This is a genomic window from Bradyrhizobium manausense (genome assembly GCF_018130615.1).
GTDB classification, from domain to species: Bacteria; Pseudomonadota; Alphaproteobacteria; order Rhizobiales; family Xanthobacteraceae; genus Bradyrhizobium; species Bradyrhizobium manausense_A.
Map to the genome: position 1 here is coordinate 416120 of NZ_JAFCKB010000005.1, position 19126 is coordinate 435245.

Here is a 19126-nt window from a genome sequence, read left to right on the forward strand (position 1 = left end):
TTTTGAAATGTACGCGAATTGCCAACGTGCTTCGCGAAAGGTCTTATGCGGACCGAGCTTCAGCCGAGGGTCCGCCATGAACAACAACACGATCGGCATCCGCGACAGATCTGCGAAGACCACACGCCGCCGCTTCCTGCAAGGTGGCAGCGCCGCAGTGGGCGGCGTCGTGATCGGAGCCGATGGATCGGCTGCCGCGGATACGGAAAACCTTCCGCCGAATGTTCCGGATTGGATGAAGGCACCGGGCGATCCGATGGGGAGCCAGCCCTATGGCGCGCCCTCGCCGTTCGAGAAGGGCGTCGTCAAGAACATCTCGAAGAGCCTCAAGCAGTACATCTCCGCGTCCGGCCGGACGCCATTGCAGGAACTCGACGGCATCATCACGCCCAATGGGCTGTTTTATGAGCGGCATCATGGCGGTGTTCCGACCATCGATCCGGCGCAGCACCGCTTGATGCTGCACGGCCTCGTCGAACGGCTCTTGATCTTCACCGTGGACGATCTGCGGCGGTTTCCATCGGAGTCGCGCATCCACTTTCTCGAGTGCTCCGGCAATCCCGGTTACGCCAAGCCCTACGGCAAGACGGCCTCGGATCTCGTCGGTCTCCTGAGCTGCGCCGAATGGACGGGCGTCAGTCTGAAGCTGGTGCTCCAGGAGGCCGGGCTGAAGCCGGAAGCCAAATGGATCATTGCTGAAGGCGCCGATGCCGCAGCACTGACCCGGAGCATTCCCATCGAGAAGTGTCTCGATGACGCTATGCTTGTCTATAGCCAGAATGGTGAGAGGCTTCGGCCCCAGCAGGGCTATCCGTTGCGGCTGCTTCTGCCGGGTTTCGAGGGCAACATGAACGTGAAGTGGTTGAGGCGCCTGCATGTGACGGCAGAGCCTGCTTATTCGCGCGAGGAGACCTCGAAATATACCGACCTGCTGCCGGACGGCACGGCACGCGAGTTCTCCTTCTACATGGAAGCGAAGTCGATCATCACGCGCCCGTCGGGCGGCCAGCGTCTGAGCGTACCCGGCTTCCACGAAATCACCGGCATCGCCTGGAGTGGCCACGGCAAGATCAAGCGCGTCGAGGTGTCCGTCGATGATGGGAAGAGCTGGCAGGATGCGCGATTGCAGGAGCCGGTGTTGACGCGCGCTCTGACGCGCTTCCGCCTGCCTTGGCAATGGGACGGGAGCCCTGCGGTGATCCAGAGCCGCGCGACCGACGAGACCGGTTATGTGCAGCCGACGCTTGCGGAGCTGCTTGCGATACGTGGCGAGAATTATTTCTACCACAACAATGCGATCTGGCCCTGGCGCATCGCGGCCGACGGCGAGGTGACCAATGCATTGGCGTGAGATCTGCGGCGTCGCCTTCGCGATCTTGTTTGGCATCGGGGCAAACGAAGCGCAGGCGCAAAGCGCCTACGGCATCGGCCGGCCGGCGACGGCGGCCGAGATCGCCGGCTGGAATATCGATGTCGGGCGCGATGGCAGCAATCTGCCGAAGGGAAGCGGGTCGGTCGCTCATGGACGCGAGCTGTTCGCCCAGCAATGTGCGTCATGTCATGGCGAGAAAGGAGAGGGCGGCGTCGGCGATCGCTTGGTCGGCGGACAGGGTACGATCGGGACCGCCAAGCCGATCCGCACCGTCGGAAGCTATTGGCCCTATGCGCCGACGTTGTTCGACTATATCCGGCGCGCCATGCCGCAGAATGCGCCGCAGTCGCTGAGCGACGAGGACGTCTACGCGGTGTCGGCTTATGTCTTGAGCCTGAATGGGCTGGTGGGAGCAGACGCAACGCTCGATGCCAAATCGCTGGCGGCGATCAAGATGCCAAACCGCGACAAGTTCGTCGGCGATGCGCGGCCCGACGTGAAGCATTGAGGAAATGGTGTCCTGGTTCCCGCGCATCGGGCCGGAACTCGCTTGCTCCATGGGCGGAACTCGGCGGCCCATTGCAGCGTTATCCCGCGAGAGGACAGAGGTGCGGATTATTCTATGGCAACAGATCGTTTCGCAAACTCCATTTCCATGGCGCTTCGGCACCCCGGCGTGATCGCGATGATCGTGGCTGTCGTAACGATTGCTGCGATGCTGATTGTCGACCACGGGCCTTGGAGCCGCGCAAAGACCCAGCCGGCTCATGTCGCGATGTTCGCAACCACGGGTGAAGCCGCCAGGGCGGCGGGCGCCCAGGTGCTTCCGACCGAACCAAAATCGCCGATCGAGCCTGCGCGGCCGGGGCCAAAAACATCCCCGACCATCAATCCGGTGTCGCCGTAAGTCTCAATTCTTGCGGCCGTAGTTGAGAAGTCCGCCTGTCGCCTTGGGCGGATGGGCGCGCAGCGCATCTTCGTTTGGCTCAGTGCCCCAGCCGGGCCGATCCGGGATGATCAGATGGCCGTTCGCAATCTCCGGTTCATGCGTGAACAACTCGCGGTCCCAGGCGAGCCGGTCGATGTCGATTTCCATGATGCGCAGGTTCGGCACCGCCGCACAGAAGTGCGCGTTCATCATCGAGCAGAGATGGCCATAGAAATTATGCGGCGCGACGTTGACCTCGAAGGCTTCGGCGGCCGAGGCGATCTTCATGGACTGCCACACGCCATTCCAGGGCGTGTCGATGATCGCGACGTCCATGGCCTGCTCGTGGAAATAGGGCAGGAATTCACGCAGGCCCAAGAGCGTCTCGCAAGACGAGATCGGATGCGGGCTCTGCCTGCGGATATACCCGAGGGCCTGCGGATTGAAGCTGTCGATCTCGATCCAGAACATGTCGAGATCGGCGATCGTGCGCAGGATCTTCAGGTAGCCTTCGGTCTTGGCGTTGAAGTTGCAGTCGAGCAGGATGTCGACGTCGGGACCGGCGCCGTCGCGGATCGCTTCGAGATGCATGTGCAGGTCGCGCAGGATCTTGCGGTCGACATTGATCTCGGGCGCGAACGGCGTGCCGAAGCCGGGCCGCCAGCCGGTGGGCTTGCCGTCGTCGTAAGAGAAGATGTTGGTCTTGAGGGCGGTGAATTTCTTCTCGCGGACCTCGCGGCCCATCGCCTTGACGCCGTCGAGGTTTTCGATCGGCGGCTTGTACCAGGAGGGATGATTGATCCGCCAGGTCGCACAATGCGACCAGTAAACCCGAACCCGGTCTCGGATCTTGCCGCCGAGAAGCTCGTAGCAGGGGACGCCGAGACACTTGGCTTTGGCATCCAGCAATGCGTTCTCGATCGCACCGAGCGCTTGGGCCACCACGCCGCCGGCGGCGGGGCGCGTGGCGGCGAACAACTCGGCATGGATGCGCTCGTGCTGGAAGACGTTCTGCCCGATCACACGGGCGGACAGCCGCTGGATTGCGGCGCCGACGCCGGGCGAGCCAAAGCCCTCGTCGAACTCGCTCCAGCCGACGACGCCGTCTTCCGTCGTCACCTTGACGAAGTGGTAGTTTCTCCAGCCGGCGTCGCAGGCGAGGATCTCGAGGCTTGTTGCTCTTGATTTGGTCATATCGCTCCCTGTCGCCCGGCCGGGCATTATTGGTTTTGTGTTCCGGGTCGCAAGCCCGAGCCAGCCATAATTGTTAGGCTAACGACGGGGCGTCGTGAAGCCTGCAAACGCTTGGCTGGGTGTCGATTTCGGTGGCTTGAATGGAAGACCCGCAGAATCGGCGGGACAACCGCTGCGCAATTTGCGCCAAGGAAGCCCTGCGGATTCGATCGCGCTCTGGCTAGCCGATGACGGACGAGCCCAGCAAAGCGAGGACGGCCAGCGCCATCAGCGCAGTGCCGAGCCATCCCAGTGCGATGAGCTGCGATCGGGCCTTGAAGCGCCCCATGATCGCTCCGTTGGAGACGATCAGCATCATCATCGCCATGATGGGGACGGCAACGATGCCGTTGAGCACTGCGCTCCATACCAGCATGTGAATGGAGTCGATTCCGGTGAAGCCGAGGCCGAAGCCGATGATGGTTGCGGCTGCGATGATGGTGTAGAAGCCGACCGCCTTCTCGGGCTTTGCTTCCAGCGTGGCGCGCCAGCCGAAGATCTCGGCCACGCCGTAAGCCGCCGAGCCGGCCAGCACCGGGATCGCCAAAAGACCCGTGCCGATGATGCCGAGCGCAAACAATGCGAAGGTGAAGTCGCCGGCGAGCGGCTTCAGCGCTTCGGCCGCCTGCGTCGCCGAGCTGATGTTGGTGACGCCGTTGGCGTTCAGCACCGTGGCCGTGGTCAGGATGATGAAGAAGGCAATGCCGTTCGAGAGCAGCATGCCGAGGGTCGTGTCGACCTTCATGCGCGTGAGCTCGGGATCGCCGCCGCGTCGCGTCTCCTCGCGCAGCGGCTTGTCGCGCTGGCCGAGATTCATCTCCTCGACTTCCTGCGAGGCCTGCCAGAAGAACAAATAGGGGCTGATGGTGGTGCCGAGGACAGCGACCACCATCATGAAATAATCGGCGCTGACATTCACCTTCGGCCACACTGCGGCGAGCAGCGCGGTGCTCCAGGGGATTTGTACGGTGAAGGCGGTCGCGACATAGGCAAAGAGGGTCAAAGTCAAGAATTTCAGCACGGGCGCGTAGCGGCGATAGGGCAGGAAGATCTGCAGCAGGGTCGAGCCGGCCGCGAAGATCAACGCATGCTCGTGGTTGAGTCCGCCGATAACGAGTGAAAGTGCCTCCGCCATCGCGGCAATGTCGGCGGCGATGTTGAAGGTGTTCGCGGCAACCAGCAACGCCACAAGCCCCAGCACCAGCCAGCGGGGGACAATCTTCATCACATTGGCAGCCAACCCTTTGCCAGTGACCCGGCCGATCTGCGCACTCACGAGCTGAATCGCGATCATGAATGGCGTGGTCAGGAAGACCGTCCAGAGCAGCCCGTAGCCGAACTGTGCGCCGGCCTGGGAATAGGTGGCGATGCCCGACGGATCATCGTCGGCTGCTCCCGTGATCAGGCCCGGCCCCAGGCGTTGCAGCAGCGTCAGTGCCGGCCTGGTCGGTGCAGCGAGCTCGTCGTGCCTGGAGGCTTGAAGTTTGGATCGGTTAGACAGGACTGACCTTCCGGAAATTGCGAATTCAATGCTTAAGCACGAACGGAGCCGTAAAGTTCCTCGGCCTGCGACGTGCCGCCGTCATCGTGTGCGGGGCCTTCCCGCTGCGCTGCGCGCGACGCTCTTGCATTTAGCACGCCTAGATTGTAGTGAGCGGTCATGCACCATCGCCTGATGCTCACTGAAGTCGATCCGCTCGCGGGAGATCAAGCGGCCGCATTGGTGCGCGACGGTTATCTCCTGCTCCGTGGTGCCGTGCCGGTGGCCTGGCGCGATATGCTGCGGGCCGCCTTCGACGCCGGTGTGGGCAGCAGCGACCAATGGTCGGCCCCCCGCGGGGGCGGCTGGCGCCATGCGCTGCTCGATCTGGATCCAACAGTGCAGCGAACCTGTCGTCTGCCGTCCCTGCTGGCGGTGGGAGCCGAAATACTGGCCGGTCCGTTCTTTCTGACTCAGGTTGAGGGGCGCGAGCCGCTGCCCGGCGAAGGCCACCAGCCACTGCACCGCGATGGTGCGGGCGCCAAGGCCGTCTCCGCCTTGGTCTTCCTCGACGCCTACGGACCGGACAACGGCGCCACACGCGTCGTTCCGCGCCATCTCGACCGCGGCGAGCCCGACGAAGCCTCGTCCCTGATCGTGGCGGGCGACGCGGGCGACATCCTGGTGTTCGACGCCGACTTGCCGCACGGGGCGACGCGTAACCGCTCCGGCGCGCGGCGGCGTTCATTGCTGCTAAGCTTCATGCAGGAGCGTCATCGGGCGAGCCAGGACGCTTGCCGCGCGATCCGTAATGTACGCATGGATACCTCTGAGGTGTTTGTGCCCAGGGAGAGCGCTCGTCCGTTGCCTTAAGGCGAGGGCGACAAATGCAAATAGCGCCCGTCGAACTGGGCGAGCTCCTGGAGCTTGTGCTCGTTGAGAATTCTCACAGTGCCGCGCTGAAGCTCCAGAACGCCGTCGATGCGCAGCTCGCGCAGAATGCGGTTGGTGTGAACGCTCGTCACACCCATGGCTTCGCCGAACTGCTCCTGCGTCAGCGGGATTGCGAAGGTGTTGTCGATCACCCGACCGATGAGGCGCAGCCGCTCGCGCAACTCGACGATCAGATGCGCAAGCCGGTTGTAGGTCGAGCGCTGGCCAACATTGACGATCCATTCCCGGGACACGGCGGCATCCACCAGCGTGTCGCGCCAGAACATGTCGCCGACACCCGGTCGCCGGCCAATGAGGTCGTTCAACGCCTTGTGGGCGATGAAGGCCAGCGTACAATCGGACAGCGCAATCAGGTCATGATCGACGGTCGGAAAGTGCAGGTTCTGGAGATTGGGCAGATCGCCGGGAATGTGGATCGACAGGATCTGGCCCCGGCCGTCCGCGATCGTCTTGGAGCGGACGCAGAACCCGTCGGCGATCAGGCAGCATTCGCTCGGCTCTTCGCCGTCGCGTAGCACGGTCTGGTTTTCGCGGTAGTGGCGAAGTGTGAACGGCAGCGCCGCGAGAGCTTGGAGATCCCTGTCGTCCGCACCGGTCGTCGTTTTCAGGCGCTGAAACAGCGGCGCCCAGATCATGTCGCTTGTCACGTCTCTCATTCCCCCACGCGCCTGGGCGCGTGACGGCCAAAAAGCATAGACCCCAGCTTGCCGCTGATAACAAAGGTTAAATGATGGGCTCTCCGTTTCTCAACATTGTGGACGACGCGTTATCAAAACAGGCGAACACAACAAATGTTAAGATATGCGGGCGCGGCGAGGCGCCGGACCTAACATTTGTCAAGTGAAGGCCCGGTCAGGGTCTGAAGCCGGTGTTGCGTGCGACAGGGCCAGTCCGCTTGGTGGCCGAGCCGGTTTTCCGAAGCGCGCGTTTCGTGAGCAAGCGTCGCGCCGCCGCTCCGCCTCGGAACGGCGGGGGCACGGTGGCGTTCTTCTGTCGTGAGGAGGACAATCGTGATGGACCATCTGACGAAGCGCGAACAGCCGGACCGCAGCAAGATCAACATGCACGAGGCCTGGGAGGTCAAGTACTGGACCCATGCGCTCGGTGTCTCCAGGGAGGAGCTGCAACAGGCCATCGACAAGGTCGGCAATTCGGCTGCCGCCGTTCGCAAGGAGCTGGCGGTGTGAGCTGGTCGCGGCGGTCCGTCTTCCTGCGTGCTACTTGACGCTGACGAACATGCCCCAGGCCGCGGCAAGGGCTGCCCCGGTGAAGACGATGATCGGGGTGTCGCAGAACGTACCGCCATAGCTGCACACGTCGGCGCCGAACTGGCCGAGCTCGTGACGGCCCGCCGAATAGAACACTCCTGAAAGTCCGAGCAATGCGGCGGCGACGTAATACATGGCTCCCTCACGTGAGAATGGACATGTGCCAGCATGGGGCGGAGAGATTTCATTCCGCCGAATCCGATTCGTCGCATTCAATTCAAGTTTGATCCTTTCGTTGAACCTGCGTCCCGTCCTGCGACACAAAGACAGGCAGAGCTGTTGCCGTGGCCAGCCGGAAGCTTGCATGAACCCCGCTCTCGATCTGCTTTATCGCCTCGCAGCGATCGGAATCAGCATCTATTGGGCGCGCAAGGCCTGGTACGGCTATGTCGAGCGAAAGATCCTGTTCGTCAGCGATGACTGGCTGGACTGGTCGAGGTGGTCGCGGCAGGAGTTTTACCGGGACACCATGCCGATCCGGTACTGGATGCAGATGGGCGGCACGGCCTTCGGCTCGCTGCTATGTCTCGTTGGCGCGATCATCGGGTGGCAGCCGAACGGCTGAGCGATCGGTATTCGTCCTTCAGGCCGGCGCGATGCGGCCTTCCATGACGACGAAACAGCTTTGAAACAGTCCTGAAACCAGATCGTCCTGAACTCCGCCGCCATTGGGCCCGACCAACGAAGCGAAAAGGAGACAGTCATGATCCAGATTGGTTCGAAGGAAGAAGTCGCGTTGCTGCTGGCGCTGTTCGGGACGCATACCCAGCCCGTCCGGAAGCCGAAGCCGAAGTCGCCGCAAGGCTGAGATACGCCCATGGCGGGTTTGGCCGATTGCCTGAGCTTTCTGCGTCTGCTGATCGCGCGGGGGGATCCGAAAGGTATCCCGCTGGCGACGGGCGCCATCGACGACTATCTGGCGATGGCACCTGTCAGTGCGCGCAGCCGTGGCCTGCGTGTGCTCCAGCAGGACGCGCTCGAGCTGCACGTCACGTCCGTCGGCGTGCAGCGCTCGTTCGCCGAGACGGTGGATGCCTACATCGAGCGGAAGCTGGCCGAGGGGTGAGGCGTTTCGAGCGCCTCGGCCGGCTCCGCAGGAGCTGGCATCTGTCTTGCTACGTCACGTCTTAATCCCGGCCCGGCCAATCGGGCCGTTTCAGATTGAGGCGATCACATGCAGTCCACGTCCCGTTTCGAAGCGACCGCGTCCTTGAAGCTCCACGCGCTGATCTCCGACCTGCACTGGCGGATCCAGATGCTGGAGAGCGACATTGCCGAGGAGGAGCGCAATGCCGGCAATGCCGACCCCTTGAGTCCCACCTATTCGATGCTGGCGCTGACGTTGCGTGCGCGCCGGGACAATCTGCGGACCTCGATCGCCTTGCTCGAGGCACGGGTCGGGCGGACGGCGCAGGTGTCGCGGGCGGCGTAGCCGCGCCCGCGCTCTTCCCCCGCTCTCGCAGCAGCTCGCTTCCCGTCAGGCCTCGTGCGGCCGCGGTCCCCTCAACGAGCCGATCTTGCGGCCGAGCTGCCAGACTTCGACGTCGCCGCGTCGCGCGAACTGCTGTGCGTAGGCGAGGGCGGATATGTCGCTGGGAGAGCCTCGAACGCCTCGGCGGCGCGAAATACGCCGTTCTCGCCGACCAGATAGGCGCGGTATTGCTGCGTCATGTCGGCGTGCTCAGGCCGGGCGAATGCAGCCAGGCATCGATCTGTATCGCCATCTCGTCCTGCCGCGCGCGGCGGAGCAGCATCTCGCGGCGGTGGCCCGGCGCGAGCGCGCGCGCCTGCTCGCGCAATTGCGCGGCTTCGTCTGCGAGCCTTTGGTGAAGTGTCTTGGTCTGCCTGAAACGACGCCGCTTCAACATGGCGCTGCTCCCTCGTTCGAGTGGGGCGGGAGCGCGACTGGCGTTCTCATCACCGATGAATGCCAAGGGCCTTGCGGTGATGCTCAACTGTACGACTCGTAGTCGAGACTGTCTTCATCATTTGATAGGTTCGCGAATAAATTATCGCGCTGTTTTCGTTGCTATTTGCAGCACTTGAGCCGCTTACTCATTTTGCGCATCGCGACGAGTCTTAAGTTCGCTTTTGAACAAAAGCGACTTCGTGTAGCCTACCCGGCATCACCGGCCGAGGCTCTGCCTGTAGGCGTCGGTGGCTGAGAGACCGAGCGTGCTCCCGCCTGCAAAGCAAGGGAGCGCTTCCATGCCGCACCATCGCGTGCCGATTCACCGCATTCACAGCGAAGCATCCGCAATCTCCGATCAGATCGCGCGGATGCGCGACGAGATCGCCAGGGCGCTCGAGATCTTGAAGGCGGGAGTGCCGGACACGTTCCTCGGTCGCAGGACTCAGGAGCCATTTCCGAGCGAGCGAGGCGAGAAGCGGAATCGCTGACGACAGCCGCAATCGCTCGCGCGGTTAGGAACCTCCCGTTCCGCAGCCGGTTTTGTGAGGTGGCCGGTCAGCCGCCGATTGACCGGCCTGGAATGGCGGTCCCGGCGCGCGTGCCCCCCCGTCAGCGCCGGGGCCGTTTGGTTTGACACGTCGGGCAAAACACCGGCATGATGGCATCCTCGAGATGAGTTCGAAGCAAGCCCGCGCAACGCCGCGGGCTTGTTCGTTTCTGCCAGCGCCTCGGACCCGAGCTTCAGCTCTGGCCGGGTGCGCCGAACCATCTCGTCAGCGCCTCCACAAGTTCGCCTCGGCTGTCGTGCCCGACCCAAGCCACATGCCCGTCGGGCCGAACCAGCGCGGCCGTCGGCGCGGCGATCGCGCCGATCGCCGGTAGCTCCCATGCGCCGTCATAGGCGGCATCGATGCGTGTGACACGATCGGCCCAGGGCGTGATGTCGGGAACGTCGCCCCCGCCGAAGTCAAGCAGCACGCCGCGTGCATCATGCAGCAGCGTGAATAGCTGCATGGGGCGCCCCTCGACCGTCAGCGCGAGATCGGGCATGCGGCGGCCGAGCAGCTCATGCCCCTCGCCGAGATCATAGTGGATGTCGAGCCCGCTCATCATCGCGCCATAGCGCCGGCGCGGCTCGTCCATCGCGAGCAGCTCGGACATCACCTCGCGCGCGGCCTTGCGGCCGTCGTCCTCGCGGCGGAGCAGGGCGATCTGCGCCCTGGTGTTGCGGAGCACGCGCGCGGCCACGCCATGGCGTTCGGCATGGTAGCTGTCGAGCAGGCCGTCGGGCGCAACGCCCTTGACCACCTGCGCCAGCTTCCAGCCGAGATTGACGGCATCCTGCAGGCCGGTGTTGAGGCCCTGTCCGCCGACGGAGTGATGGATGTGCGCGGCGTCGCCCGCGAGCAGCACGCGTCCCCTGCGATAGGCGGCGGCCTGCCGCGCCGCATCGGTGAAGCGGGAGATCCAGGCCGGGCTGTGGACGGCAAAATCAGTCCCGTAAACGGTGATCAGCGCATCGCTGAGATCGCTCAAATTGGGCTCGCCGGTGCGATCGAGGCTCGCTTCGGTCATGACGACCAGCACGCGCCCGTTCTCCGCCTGACTGAGGCCGTGAAAGCCGAGCGCGTCCTGACGCAGGCCCCATGGCGGCGTCTCGCCCATCTCGACCTCGGCCATGAGATTGCTGAGCGTCGGAGCCGTGCCGGGAAAATCGATTGCAGCCGTCTTGCGCACCGTGCTGCGGCCGCCGTCGCAGCCGACCAAATAATCCGCGCGCAAGATCTCGCCGCTCGAGAGCGTCACGTCGACGCCGGTGTCATCCTGCGCGACATCTGCCGCCTCGCGGCCGCGATAGATGGGCACGCCCAGCTCCGCGACCCAATCGGCCAGGATGCGTTCGATGTGGCTCTGCCGCAGCGCCAGTCCGTAAGCGTGCCGGGTGGGGAGGTCGCTGATGTCGAGCCGCGTCCAGGCGAAGCCGGCGAGCTGGGTGACCTTGCCTTCGCGCAGGAAGCGATCCGCCACGCCACGCTGATCGAGGATCTCGATGCTGCGTGCATGCAGGCCGCCGGCCCGCGTGCCGGTGAGATCCTGGCTGGCGCGGCGCTCGACGATGGCGACGTCGGCCTTGGCGAGCGCCAGCTCCGCCGCCAGCATCAAGCCGGTCGGCCCGCCGCCGGCGATCAGGACGGCATGGTCGGCCGCGCGTTCGGAGCGCGTCGGCAAGGCATGGGTGCGCGCGCGTGACTTCGGAAGCAGGACAGGCATGTGGTGATCCCTCGGCTTGGTGTGAGGCGCGGGGGTGTACACCGGGGCCGGGATCTTGAAGCAAGCCCCTTGCGCACCACATATTGAGCTGGGAGGAGGGGCGTTTCTTGTTTGCGTCCGGCACCTTCGAGGCGTTGGGCAAATGCTGGCGGCAAACGCCGACAGAATGTCCTGAACGGGATGGACACCGCGAGAGGCGGTCGCGCTGCGAAATTGATATTTTATTCTGGATTTGGCATCGCCAGGAGCTGTCGATGACGTCCATTGACGAACGGCTTCTCGAAAGCAAGATGACCCAGATCGAGCAGGCCAGGGCCTGGAGCCCGCGGGTCATTTCCAAGTTCGAAACTCTCATCCGCAGCGGCGACGAGGTCAGCATCTTCCGCGCCAACCCGTTGGCGTTCGCGCGAGATCGCGGTGTGGCTGAGCCGGAAGCAATCGACCTGTTCCTCCACGCCGCCCGCGCCGGGCTGGTCGACCTGCATTGGGATATTCTGTGCCCCCATTCCGGCCTGGTGCTGGAAAGCTTCGGCAAGCTCCGCGCACTCCGGAGCCACTTCGTTTGCGGGCTGTGCGACATCGACGGGCAGACGGACCTCGACGACTTCATCCAGGCGTCTTTCTCCGTCTCGCCGCAAGTCCGGCGCCTCGCCTTGCACGACGTCGACAACCTCTCGATCGAAGACCTGCATTGGAAGCTGAAGTTTGCGGACAGCGGGCGGTTGCCCGGCGGACAAACCCGATTTGTCGATGTTCTGCGCACCCTCGTCCGCGGCATGACATATCTGCCACCCGGCGTGACCACGACCCTGCAGACCGAGATCAAGTCCGGTGCCCTCTCGGGTGTGAACGTCCAGACGCAGGCCGGCTTCACACTTCCCGCGGTGGACTCCGCGGCAGCCCCGCCCGGCGCGCCGACGATCATCCGCATCACTTACGATGGGCAGCGTTTCACATCCGATGTTTCGGCCGTGCCGTCGGGGCGCGCCGTCTTCGAGATCAGCAATACCGGCGCGAAGCGCGGCTCGGTGCTCTTGATCAACTGGCCACCTGAGATCGTTGCCATGCCGGAGAAGCCGACGCTCGAGTTTGACCCCTACGTGTCCGGCGGCATGCTGCTGACGCGGCAGACTTTCCGCAAGCTCTTCCGCTCCGAGCGTGTGGACGAGGAGGAAGGCCTCGGCATTCGGCAGGTGACCCTCCTGTTCACCGACTTGAAGGGCTCGACCGCTCTTTACGAGCATCTCGGAGATCTGAATGCCTATGCGCTGGTGAGGGAGCATTTTGCTCTGCTCGACGCAGTCGCTCAACGGCATGCCGGCGCCATCGTGAAGACCATCGGTGATGCCGTGATGGCTGCGTTCTCCCGGCCGGTCGACGCGGTCGCGGCTGCGCTGCAAATGCTGCAGGGAATCGGCCAGTTCAACTTCGAGCGAGACCAGCCCGCCATCATCCTCAAAATGGGCGCACATTGCGGACCTTCCATTGCCGTGACCCTCAACGAGAATCTCGACTACTTCGGCCAGACCGTGAATATAGCCGCGCGCGTGCAGTCATTCGCGGATGCGGGAGAAATCTGCCTGACAGAAGCGCTCTACACGGCTCCCGGCGTTCGCGATCTGTTGACGGGCCACGTTGTCGAGGAATTCGACGCGCCATTGCGTGGCGTGGAGGGCAACGCACGGGTCTATCGCATCACAGCTCGATCGTAGCCAATCGGCTCGCACGACGTCGTTGCGGGTTTTCCGGAATCGAAAGGGGCCCCTCGCGGTGGGCCCCTTGCCGGGCGTAATGATTGATCGGGATGAAAATGCCAGCCCCGGCCTGCGTATTTCTATCCAGACCTGAGGGGTTGTGGAGTCCGGGAAACTGCGGTGTTCCCGTATCCTTCATTGGGCGCGATACGCCAATCGATCTAGGAACGACGCTGGTCCTGTCGCGTCAATCTCGATTGCCGGGATGTGTCATGACACAGGATCAAGCCGCCATCCGCTGTCCCCGGTGCAAGATGCCGCCGCGGCTCATTGAGAGGATCTGGAGTCCGGGAACTGCCGGCTACATCCGGGTCCATCAGTGTCAGTGCGGGCAACTTGTCTGGGACGATTAGTCCGATCGAAGCTGCGCGAGCCACGTGGCGTCGTTCGCCATCAAGCTGGCCTCGATCTTCGCGAGCCCGGCAACGCCGCGGTATCGCGAAATGACAGCGAGGCTGCCTTACCAGGAGGGTTCATTTCGCTTGCAACCCATCGTCAATCGGCAGATTGATGGACCATCACCGGCCAAGGCTCTGTCCGTAGGCGTCGGTGGCTGAGAGACCGAGCGCGCTCCCGCCTGCATGGAGAGGGAGTGCCGCATGACCAAACATTCCCACATCGCGCGCGCGCACGATCTGGCGATCGAGATCGCGGAGCAAAACGCGATCATTCGAAGCGTCGTGGATAGTGCACTGGCGCTGCTGAACGAGCCGGCGCCCGACACCTTCCTCGGCCGGAAGACGCAGAAGCCGTTCCCGGCGGAAGACCCGATGCAGCGTTCAGATGTCCAGAGCTTGCTCAACAGCGAGCTGCAGCCGCCAACGCCGTGAGGCCGCCGGTCGGCGCGAGCCGGATGAGTGCGCCGTTGCCATGATCCTCACTTCGGATTAGCAAAAACGCGCTTGACCCGTCGGGCAAAACACTGGCAGAATGGCATCATCGAAAAATAGGATCTGCCCGCACCGAGTGATCGGTGGCGGGCCTTTTTGCGCGGAGTGAAGTTGAAAGGTTTGCTCCAACCTTCCTACGCGCTGTTGCCCCTGATCCGAACGGTTCACGCGGCGGATTCTGGATTGACTGCGCCTCTACTCAAGATTGAGATGCGACCTCCATTTCAAGCATGGAGACTAAAATGTATTTCAATCGTTTTGCTCAATCCGTCGCTCTCCTCTTTTCGCTCGTCTGCTTCGCCCTGCCAGCGCAAGCGCAGAACAACAAGCCGATAGTTTCGGGGGCTTGGTATGAAGATCGAGCCTTTAATTCTGGCTCCGGCATTGTCTTTCTGTCGTTCGCTCAAGCGCCAACCAACAAGTTTTTGAATATCACTCACGTTGCATGCATAGTTGTAACGTCGACCGGGCTCGTGCTGGGGCAAGTCACTCTAGGTGGTTCTAGTACGAATGGGGCATCTGGTGACCTCGGCCGTGGTCAAGAAATCCGCGGGAATGCGACTGTAGAGATCGGGAGCTCAGGCCGATACTACTCGATCGTGACGGAGTCCTATTTGAAGCTCGGGCCCGGACGGTACCCATTCATCTATTTTCTAGGTGCGCAGGGTGCAACAGGGTCCGGAAACTCCATCTCTGTCGACTGCACCATCGTAGGGAACTTGTCCGACAATTAGGGCCATCAAACGCGCTCAGCGCGGAGGAGGGCGCTCGTTAGCCAGCGGCGCTCTACGTCGCTGGCAAGCGATCCCTTAATCGGAGGCGGCCGCCGTCGCGAAGCGGTTCAAGCGTACGCGCTGTCGCGCTCTCTTGCGGCACTGGCAGATAAGCAGCGAGTTGTTGCTGCATGTCCTCGATGACCGCGAGGCGTCGTTTGATCAAAATGATCGCGACGACGCGTTGCTCTCGGATCGATAACGCGACTGGCTTCCGCATCCATTGGCCCTCCCTGTGCGAGAATGCGCGGTTTCAGCCAAGCCGTCTGTAACATAGGACACGTACAGCTAGACTAATTTACTTGGATGCTGGGAATCCAACATTGGTTATGTCGAGCCTCATCATCCGCAAAAATCTTCGGGCGCTGGTGACTGAGAAATGCGAGCGCGTCCCGCTGTCAACGAAGACATGAAGGACTCGTGCCATTAAGTGCACTGTCGCCCCTAGGCTCGATCAGATTCGGTTTATCATAATGTCACTTGACCCGTCGGGCAAAACACTGGCAGAATGGCATCATCGAAGAATTCGTCGAGCCCGCGCGGGAAGCATCCCGCCGCGGGCTTTCATTTGCCCGAAGTCGAGAGGAAGCAATGGGCCGGTCGAAATATTCCCTGCAGGCCGGCCGATCCGGGCTTCCGTGTTTCCACGGTTGGCGCTTAGATTGTTCCGCTCGTATTTTTCATTTTTCAGGGACGGATTTTCATGACTTTCTCGAACCTCACCCGACGAAATCTGATCGGCGGTCTCGTGGGCGGAATGGCTGCGGCCTCGGCAGCTAGCTCGTAGCAACCATTAACTGGCGGCTGTGTTTTGCCTTTCGGATCGTCGGCGCCTGCCATGATGACGCCGTGCTCGCATCCGTCAAGGCGTGGCCTGGCGGCAGATCAGGTGAGGTGCGGGCGAGCGACGGCCATCCTTGACGGACGCTGCGCGCGGCGTCGTGAGGGACCGTAGGTCGGGACGAAGAAACACGTCCCGGTCGAACTAAGAAACAGGGAATGATCTCACCGGCGGTTCGCCGCACCATGGCGTGCCGCGAGCCACCACTGTGTTGGCGAAGATGAGCATCTTCCTGGCGCAGGCAACGAGCGCGCGCTTGTGCTCCTTTCCGGCTGCGGTCAGGCGTTGGTAGAGCTGGATGAGCTGCGGGTTCCATCGAAACGATGCAGCCAGTGAGGCGGTATAAAGGGCGCGACGCAGCCGCTTTCGTCCGCCCTCGATATGCCGCACTCCGACCTGGTCGCCGCTGTCGTCGTCATAGGGCGCAAGGCCGGCGAGAGCGACGGCTTGCTCCCGCGTGATCCGGCCGATCTCAGGCAGACGCACCAGGATGGCAACGGCAGTCGGCAGCCCGATGCCGTCGACGCTGTTGATCAGCGCGAGCCGCTTGGCAAGATCAGGGTGCTTGCGGATCGAGGTGACCAGGGCCTTGAGTGCGGCCTTCTCGCGTTGCTCCAGGCGAGCGATATCCTCGTGCCAGATCTTGTTAATCGTCACATTGCGGCAGCTTTCGATCCTGTTCTTGAGGCGCGCGATATCCTCGCCGATCTGATCGATCATGGTCAGCTGCTCGGCGAACCGCAGTAACCGCGGATCGGGCGCAGCATGGATCTTGCGCACCGCTGCGGTGCAGGCGGCAATAAGAGCGGCATCGATCTTATCGTTCTTGGCACGCTGCAAGTGGAATTTGCCATAGGCCCGGACCTGAGCCGGCTGAAACACCACAACCACAAACCGCTTGCGCCGCAGTTCGGCGACGACAGGCTGTTCGTAACCGCCACTCGCCTCGATGCCGATGCGTTTGACGCGATGCTGTCGCAGCCACGCCAACAAAGCCGCGTGACCTTCCGACGTGTTCTTCACTTGCAACGGCTCGCGGCAACCCTCGATCGCCACATCAAGCTTCCGTTTGCCGGTATCGATCCCGGCACAGATCGTGGTAGACTTGGCCATCTTCGTCGATCCCTCCCTTGTGATGCGAACCTTAAGTTCGTTCAACCATTCGGGTCCCGATGAAGTGCCGATCGCGATCTCGCTACGTCAGACAGCCCTCAAGGCTTCGGTGGGTACCGATCCGATCGAACGGCGGCCCAGTTCGGGCGGCCTCCCGGGCTGGGCCATTCCTCACGGAACGGCCCTCAATATAAGCGATCGGGCTAATACAAGGATGGGTTGAGCGAAAGCGAAACCCATCAATAGCCGTCACGACACGATGGGTTCCGCAAGGGCTCAACCCTTCCCACGCGCTGACACCCTTGGAGCCGGCAATCAATAGCGGCCGCCGCTGCCCTTTTGCTGCGTGATCCAGGCCGACAATGATTTCGGTGCCGATTTCGCAGTCCGGCCCATTGATGCCTTGGGATTGTCGCGGACGCCTTTCGCCGGACGGGTGCGCGGCGCTTCCGTTGCGCTGACGCCCCTCAAGGCAGAAGTCGCTGCCTCTGCGGCTTCCTTCTCGAGGCGCAACTGTTTCAATCGCGCCATCTTGAGACGCTCTGCCTCGACTTCGGGTCGTTCGGCGAGCTGGGGCTTGTGCTGAGCAAGCTCGGCCGGGACCAGGACGCCGAGGATGGTTGTCTCGCCGAGCGCCTTGCAGGCCTCTAACCGATGCAGTCCCTCGACCAGAACGAGGCGGTCTCCGTCGAGCCGAACGGAAATGGGCGCCTGCTGTCCGATCTCCATAATACTTTCCGCGACCTCTGCGACGGTCTCGGGCTTGATGGCCTTCTTCTGCTTCGTGGGAACGAAGATCTTCTCGATCGGGAAGCTTTCCGGTTTGGGCATAACTCTAACTCCGCTTCTACCGGGCCCGCCGGAACCCATGCCGGGGGAGGTGGGAGTTTAGGAGGGAAGGGCGCAGCCGCAAAGGCAATTTCGACGGCGGGGTGTTGATGAGCATTGAAGCCGGAACCGATCTGCGATTGCGGCGACTGCGCGTAGTGCGTAGTGCGTAGCGAAACCCATCAAGTCGTGGTGGCATGATGGGTTTCGCAAGGGCTCAACCCATCCTACGGGCTAGATACGTAAATGTATCCTACAAGTGAACCTCCTCCGAATGAGTGGACACCTGCTCATTGAGCCCGGAGGTGTCGAATGGAACTTCAACGTCGGTCGTTTACCGAGGAGTACAAGCGCCAGGCGGTCGAGCTGGTGATCTCGAGCGGTCGCTCGGTCACGTCGGTGGCCAAGGAGCTCGGTCTGCGCGACTCGGTGCTGCGGCGCTGGGTCGACCAGTTCCGGCAGCAGCCGGCATCGGCGGCGTGGCGCCCCACCACGCAGGCGACGCCGATGTCGGCGGACCAGGCTTCGGAGATCGCCCGTCTGCGCCAGGAGAACGAACGGCTGCGCATGGAGCGCGACATTTTAAAAAAGTCGATCGCGATCTTTGCCGGAACCCGGACATGAGCTTCCGCTTCATCGAAGACCACCGCGACGCCTATCCGGTGCGGCTGATGTGCGCCGTGCTCGAGGTCTCGTCGGCCGGCTATTACGCCTGGCGCGATCGCCCGGTGAGTGAGCGGACCAAATCCAATGCCACGCTGCTGGCTGCGGTCCGGCAAGTCCATCAAGACAGCAGCGGCCGCTACGGCAGTCCCCGCGTTCATGCAGCCTTGCGCAGGCAGGGCCGAGGCGCCAGCCGCGGCCGGATCGAGCGGATGATGCGTCGGCACGGTATCCGCGCCATCATGGCGCCGCCGCGCCGCGTGCGCACCACCGACAGCCGTCACGGTCTGCCAATCGCCCCGAACCTGATCGCGCGCGACTTCACAGCGCAAGCCCCGAACCGGGTCTGGCTCGCCGATATCACCTACATCCCGACCGCGGAGGGGTGGCTGTATCTGGCAACCGTCATGGACCTGTTCAGCCGAAAGATCGTCGGCTGGGCCATGCGGGATCACATGCAGGTCGAACTCGCATCCGCGGCACTGGCGATGGCCACCCGGCAGCAACGGCCGCAGGCCGGATTGATCCACCACTCCGATCGCGGTGTGCAATATGCCTCACACGCCTATCGCAACGCTCTCACCGGCGCCGGCATCACCGCATCGATGAGCCGCAAGGCCGATTGCTACGACAACGCCCCGATGGAGAGCTTCTTCCACACTCTGAAGACCGAGTTGGTCCATCATCGCCACTACAACAACCGCGCGGAGGCCCAGCGCGATATCTTCGCCTTCATCGAGGGCTTCTACAACCGAACAAGACTCCATTCCGCCATCGGATATATCGCCCCGAGCGAAATGGAGCTAAAAGCCGCCTAAACCCGTCCACTTTTTCGGGGGAAGATCA

The 19126-nt window shown here is 62.8% G+C and carries 22 protein-coding genes; 12 read left to right on the forward strand and 10 right to left on the reverse strand.

The genetic code is table 11. The annotated features are described in order from the left end of the window. Window positions 1–76 precede the first annotated feature (76 nt). The 3 genes from soxC to JQ587_RS13210 all read left to right on the forward strand — a co-directional run bounded on the left by soxC (window position 77) and on the right by JQ587_RS13210 (window position 2279). A complete protein-coding gene (gene soxC / locus JQ587_RS13200; protein ID WP_212425545.1) occupies window positions 77–1351 on the forward strand; it encodes a sulfite dehydrogenase in 1275 nt (424 codons plus the stop codon). Next, complete coding sequence (locus JQ587_RS13205; protein ID WP_212301379.1) at window positions 1338–1880, forward strand: c-type cytochrome; 543 nt, start codon at window positions 1338–1340, stop codon at window positions 1878–1880. The genes soxC and JQ587_RS13205 overlap by 14 nt, the downstream gene beginning before the upstream one ends. Before the next feature lie 114 nt (window positions 1881–1994). After that, window positions 1995–2279: a hypothetical protein gene (locus tag JQ587_RS13210; RefSeq protein ID WP_212425546.1), complete on the forward strand. Its 285-nt coding sequence runs from the start codon at window positions 1995–1997 to the stop codon at window positions 2277–2279. A 3-nt stretch (window positions 2280–2282) separates the two neighbouring features. Here JQ587_RS13210 and JQ587_RS13215 read toward each other — a convergent pair whose 3' ends face one another. After that, on the reverse strand, window positions 2283–3494 hold the full coding sequence (locus tag JQ587_RS13215; protein ID WP_212425547.1) for a mandelate racemase/muconate lactonizing enzyme family protein: 1212 nt from the start codon (window positions 3492–3494) through the stop codon (window positions 2283–2285). 220 nt (window positions 3495–3714) lie between these two features. Continuing rightward, complete coding sequence (locus tag JQ587_RS13220; RefSeq protein ID WP_212425571.1) at window positions 3715–4968, reverse strand: NRAMP family divalent metal transporter; 1254 nt, start codon at window positions 4966–4968, stop codon at window positions 3715–3717. Between the two features lie 225 nt (window positions 4969–5193). Here JQ587_RS13220 and JQ587_RS13225 point away from each other — a divergent pair, with 225 nt between their 5' ends. Further along, window positions 5194–5886 (forward strand): phytanoyl-CoA dioxygenase family protein, encoded by a 693-nt coding sequence (locus JQ587_RS13225; RefSeq protein ID WP_212301376.1) that lies wholly within the window; start codon window positions 5194–5196, stop codon window positions 5884–5886. Here the strand turns inward: JQ587_RS13225 and JQ587_RS13230 are convergent. Continuing rightward, window positions 5883–6623: a Crp/Fnr family transcriptional regulator gene (locus JQ587_RS13230; RefSeq protein ID WP_249154283.1), complete on the reverse strand. Its 741-nt coding sequence runs from the start codon at window positions 6621–6623 to the stop codon at window positions 5883–5885. The two genes, JQ587_RS13225 and JQ587_RS13230, sit on opposite strands and share 4 nt — an antisense overlap. 357 nt (window positions 6624–6980) lie before the next feature. Here JQ587_RS13230 and JQ587_RS13235 point away from each other — a divergent pair, with 357 nt between their 5' ends. Next, complete coding sequence (locus tag JQ587_RS13235) at window positions 6981–7154, forward strand: DUF3606 domain-containing protein (protein WP_212301375.1); 174 nt, start codon at window positions 6981–6983, stop codon at window positions 7152–7154. 30 nt (window positions 7155–7184) lie between these two features. Here the strand turns inward: JQ587_RS13235 and JQ587_RS13240 are convergent, their stop codons facing one another. Further along, window positions 7185–7370 carry a hypothetical protein gene (locus tag JQ587_RS13240; RefSeq protein ID WP_212301374.1) on the reverse strand — a complete coding sequence of 62 codons (186 nt, stop codon included), beginning with the start codon at window positions 7368–7370 and terminating at the stop codon, window positions 7185–7187. Window positions 7371–7539: 169 nt separating this feature from the next. Here JQ587_RS13240 and JQ587_RS13245 point away from each other — a divergent pair, with 169 nt between their 5' ends. From JQ587_RS13245 to JQ587_RS13255, 3 genes are all read left to right on the forward strand, one after another. Further along, window positions 7540–7800: a hypothetical protein gene (locus JQ587_RS13245; protein ID WP_212301373.1), complete on the forward strand. Its 261-nt coding sequence runs from the start codon at window positions 7540–7542 to the stop codon at window positions 7798–7800. 252 nt (window positions 7801–8052) lie between these two features. Then, on the forward strand, window positions 8053–8301 hold the full coding sequence (locus tag JQ587_RS13250; RefSeq protein ID WP_212301372.1) for a hypothetical protein: 249 nt from the start codon (window positions 8053–8055) through the stop codon (window positions 8299–8301). 108 nt (window positions 8302–8409) lie between these two features. Next, window positions 8410–8667, forward strand: a complete 258-nt coding sequence (locus JQ587_RS13255) for a hypothetical protein (protein WP_212301371.1) — start codon at window positions 8410–8412, stop codon at window positions 8665–8667. 235 nt (window positions 8668–8902) lie between these two features. On the opposite strand, the gene JQ587_RS13260 is transcribed toward JQ587_RS13255, so the two are convergent. Continuing rightward, window positions 8903–9103 (reverse strand): hypothetical protein, encoded by a 201-nt coding sequence (locus tag JQ587_RS13260; protein WP_212425548.1) that lies wholly within the window; start codon window positions 9101–9103, stop codon window positions 8903–8905. 340 nt (window positions 9104–9443) lie between these two features. On the opposite strand from JQ587_RS13260, the gene JQ587_RS13265 reads away from it, so the two are divergent. Beyond that, window positions 9444–9635, forward strand: a complete 192-nt coding sequence (locus JQ587_RS13265) for a hypothetical protein (protein WP_212301368.1) — start codon at window positions 9444–9446, stop codon at window positions 9633–9635. A gap of 253 nt (window positions 9636–9888) precedes the next feature. Here JQ587_RS13265 and JQ587_RS13270 read toward each other — a convergent pair whose 3' ends face one another. Further along, window positions 9889–11418 (reverse strand): FAD-dependent monooxygenase, encoded by a 1530-nt coding sequence (locus JQ587_RS13270; RefSeq protein ID WP_212425549.1) that lies wholly within the window; start codon window positions 11416–11418, stop codon window positions 9889–9891. A 254-nt stretch (window positions 11419–11672) separates the two neighbouring features. Between JQ587_RS13270 and JQ587_RS13275 the strand changes: the two genes are divergently transcribed. Together JQ587_RS13275 and JQ587_RS13280 are read left to right on the forward strand one after the other, a co-directional pair. Continuing rightward, a complete protein-coding gene (locus JQ587_RS13275; protein WP_212425573.1) occupies window positions 11673–13130 on the forward strand; it encodes an adenylate/guanylate cyclase domain-containing protein in 1458 nt (485 codons plus the stop codon). 641 nt (window positions 13131–13771) lie between these two features. Further along, entirely contained in the window at window positions 13772–14002 is a 231-nt protein-coding gene (locus JQ587_RS13280; RefSeq protein ID WP_212425550.1) for a hypothetical protein, read from the forward strand. 284 nt (window positions 14003–14286) lie between these two features. On the opposite strand, the gene JQ587_RS13285 is transcribed toward JQ587_RS13280, so the two are convergent. The 4 genes from JQ587_RS13285 to JQ587_RS13300 all read right to left on the reverse strand — a co-directional run bounded on the left by JQ587_RS13285 (window position 14287) and on the right by JQ587_RS13300 (window position 17620). Continuing rightward, window positions 14287–14502, reverse strand: a complete 216-nt coding sequence (locus JQ587_RS13285; protein WP_212425551.1) for a hypothetical protein — start codon at window positions 14500–14502, stop codon at window positions 14287–14289. Window positions 14503–14848: 346 nt separating this feature from the next. Beyond that, a complete protein-coding gene (locus JQ587_RS13290) occupies window positions 14849–15055 on the reverse strand; it encodes a hypothetical protein (RefSeq protein ID WP_212425552.1) in 207 nt (68 codons plus the stop codon). Between the two features lie 765 nt (window positions 15056–15820). Next, window positions 15821–16834 carry an IS110 family RNA-guided transposase gene (locus tag JQ587_RS13295; RefSeq protein ID WP_249154284.1) on the reverse strand — a complete coding sequence of 338 codons (1014 nt, stop codon included), beginning with the start codon at window positions 16832–16834 and terminating at the stop codon, window positions 15821–15823. A gap of 270 nt (window positions 16835–17104) precedes the next feature. After that, a complete protein-coding gene (locus tag JQ587_RS13300) occupies window positions 17105–17620 on the reverse strand; it encodes a ParB N-terminal domain-containing protein (protein WP_212425553.1) in 516 nt (171 codons plus the stop codon). Window positions 17621–17929: 309 nt separating this feature from the next. Here JQ587_RS13300 and JQ587_RS13305 point away from each other — a divergent pair. Continuing rightward, window positions 17930–19098 (forward strand): IS3 family transposase gene (locus JQ587_RS13305; RefSeq protein ID WP_212425554.1). Its coding sequence is split into 2 segments (ribosomal slippage): window positions 17930–18218 and window positions 18218–19098, totalling 1170 coding nucleotides; the frame shifts between segments, so codons are not numbered across the junction. The last annotated feature ends 28 nt before the right edge of the window (window positions 19099–19126 follow it).

Excerpts from the sequence above, each read along its gene's own strand:
- JQ587_RS13235 (WP_212301375.1), top strand. The coding sequence starts at position 6,981 with ATGGACCATCTGACGAAGCGCGAACAGCCGGACCGCAGCAAGATCAAC.
- JQ587_RS13280 (WP_212425550.1), top strand. The coding sequence starts at position 13,772 with ATGACCAAACATTCCCACATCGCGCGCGCGCACGATCTGGCGATCGAG.
- JQ587_RS13270 (WP_212425549.1), bottom strand. The coding sequence starts at position 11,418 with ATGCCTGTCCTGCTTCCGAAGTCACGCGCGCGCACCCATGCCTTGCCG.
- JQ587_RS13215 (WP_212425547.1), bottom strand. The coding sequence starts at position 3,494 with ATGACCAAATCAAGAGCAACAAGCCTCGAGATCCTCGCCTGCGACGCC.
- JQ587_RS13225 (WP_212301376.1), top strand. The coding sequence starts at position 5,194 with ATGCACCATCGCCTGATGCTCACTGAAGTCGATCCGCTCGCGGGAGAT.
- JQ587_RS13210 (WP_212425546.1), top strand. The coding sequence starts at position 1,995 with ATGGCAACAGATCGTTTCGCAAACTCCATTTCCATGGCGCTTCGGCAC.
- JQ587_RS13255 (WP_212301371.1), top strand. The coding sequence starts at position 8,410 with ATGCAGTCCACGTCCCGTTTCGAAGCGACCGCGTCCTTGAAGCTCCAC.
- JQ587_RS13250 (WP_212301372.1), top strand. The coding sequence starts at position 8,053 with ATGGCGGGTTTGGCCGATTGCCTGAGCTTTCTGCGTCTGCTGATCGCG.
- JQ587_RS13300 (WP_212425553.1), bottom strand. The coding sequence starts at position 17,620 with ATGCCCAAACCGGAAAGCTTCCCGATCGAGAAGATCTTCGTTCCCACG.
- JQ587_RS13275 (WP_212425573.1), top strand. The coding sequence starts at position 11,673 with ATGACGTCCATTGACGAACGGCTTCTCGAAAGCAAGATGACCCAGATC.
- JQ587_RS13245 (WP_212301373.1), top strand. The coding sequence starts at position 7,540 with ATGAACCCCGCTCTCGATCTGCTTTATCGCCTCGCAGCGATCGGAATC.
- JQ587_RS13205 (WP_212301379.1), top strand. The coding sequence starts at position 1,338 with ATGCATTGGCGTGAGATCTGCGGCGTCGCCTTCGCGATCTTGTTTGGC.
- JQ587_RS13230 (WP_249154283.1), bottom strand. The coding sequence starts at position 6,623 with ATGAGAGACGTGACAAGCGACATGATCTGGGCGCCGCTGTTTCAGCGC.
- JQ587_RS13265 (WP_212301368.1), top strand. The coding sequence starts at position 9,444 with ATGCCGCACCATCGCGTGCCGATTCACCGCATTCACAGCGAAGCATCC.
- JQ587_RS13290 (WP_212425552.1), bottom strand. The coding sequence starts at position 15,055 with ATGCGGAAGCCAGTCGCGTTATCGATCCGAGAGCAACGCGTCGTCGCG.
- soxC (WP_212425545.1), top strand. The coding sequence starts at position 77 with ATGAACAACAACACGATCGGCATCCGCGACAGATCTGCGAAGACCACA.
- JQ587_RS13240 (WP_212301374.1), bottom strand. The coding sequence starts at position 7,370 with ATGTATTACGTCGCCGCCGCATTGCTCGGACTTTCAGGAGTGTTCTAT.
- JQ587_RS13260 (WP_212425548.1), bottom strand. The coding sequence starts at position 9,103 with ATGTTGAAGCGGCGTCGTTTCAGGCAGACCAAGACACTTCACCAAAGG.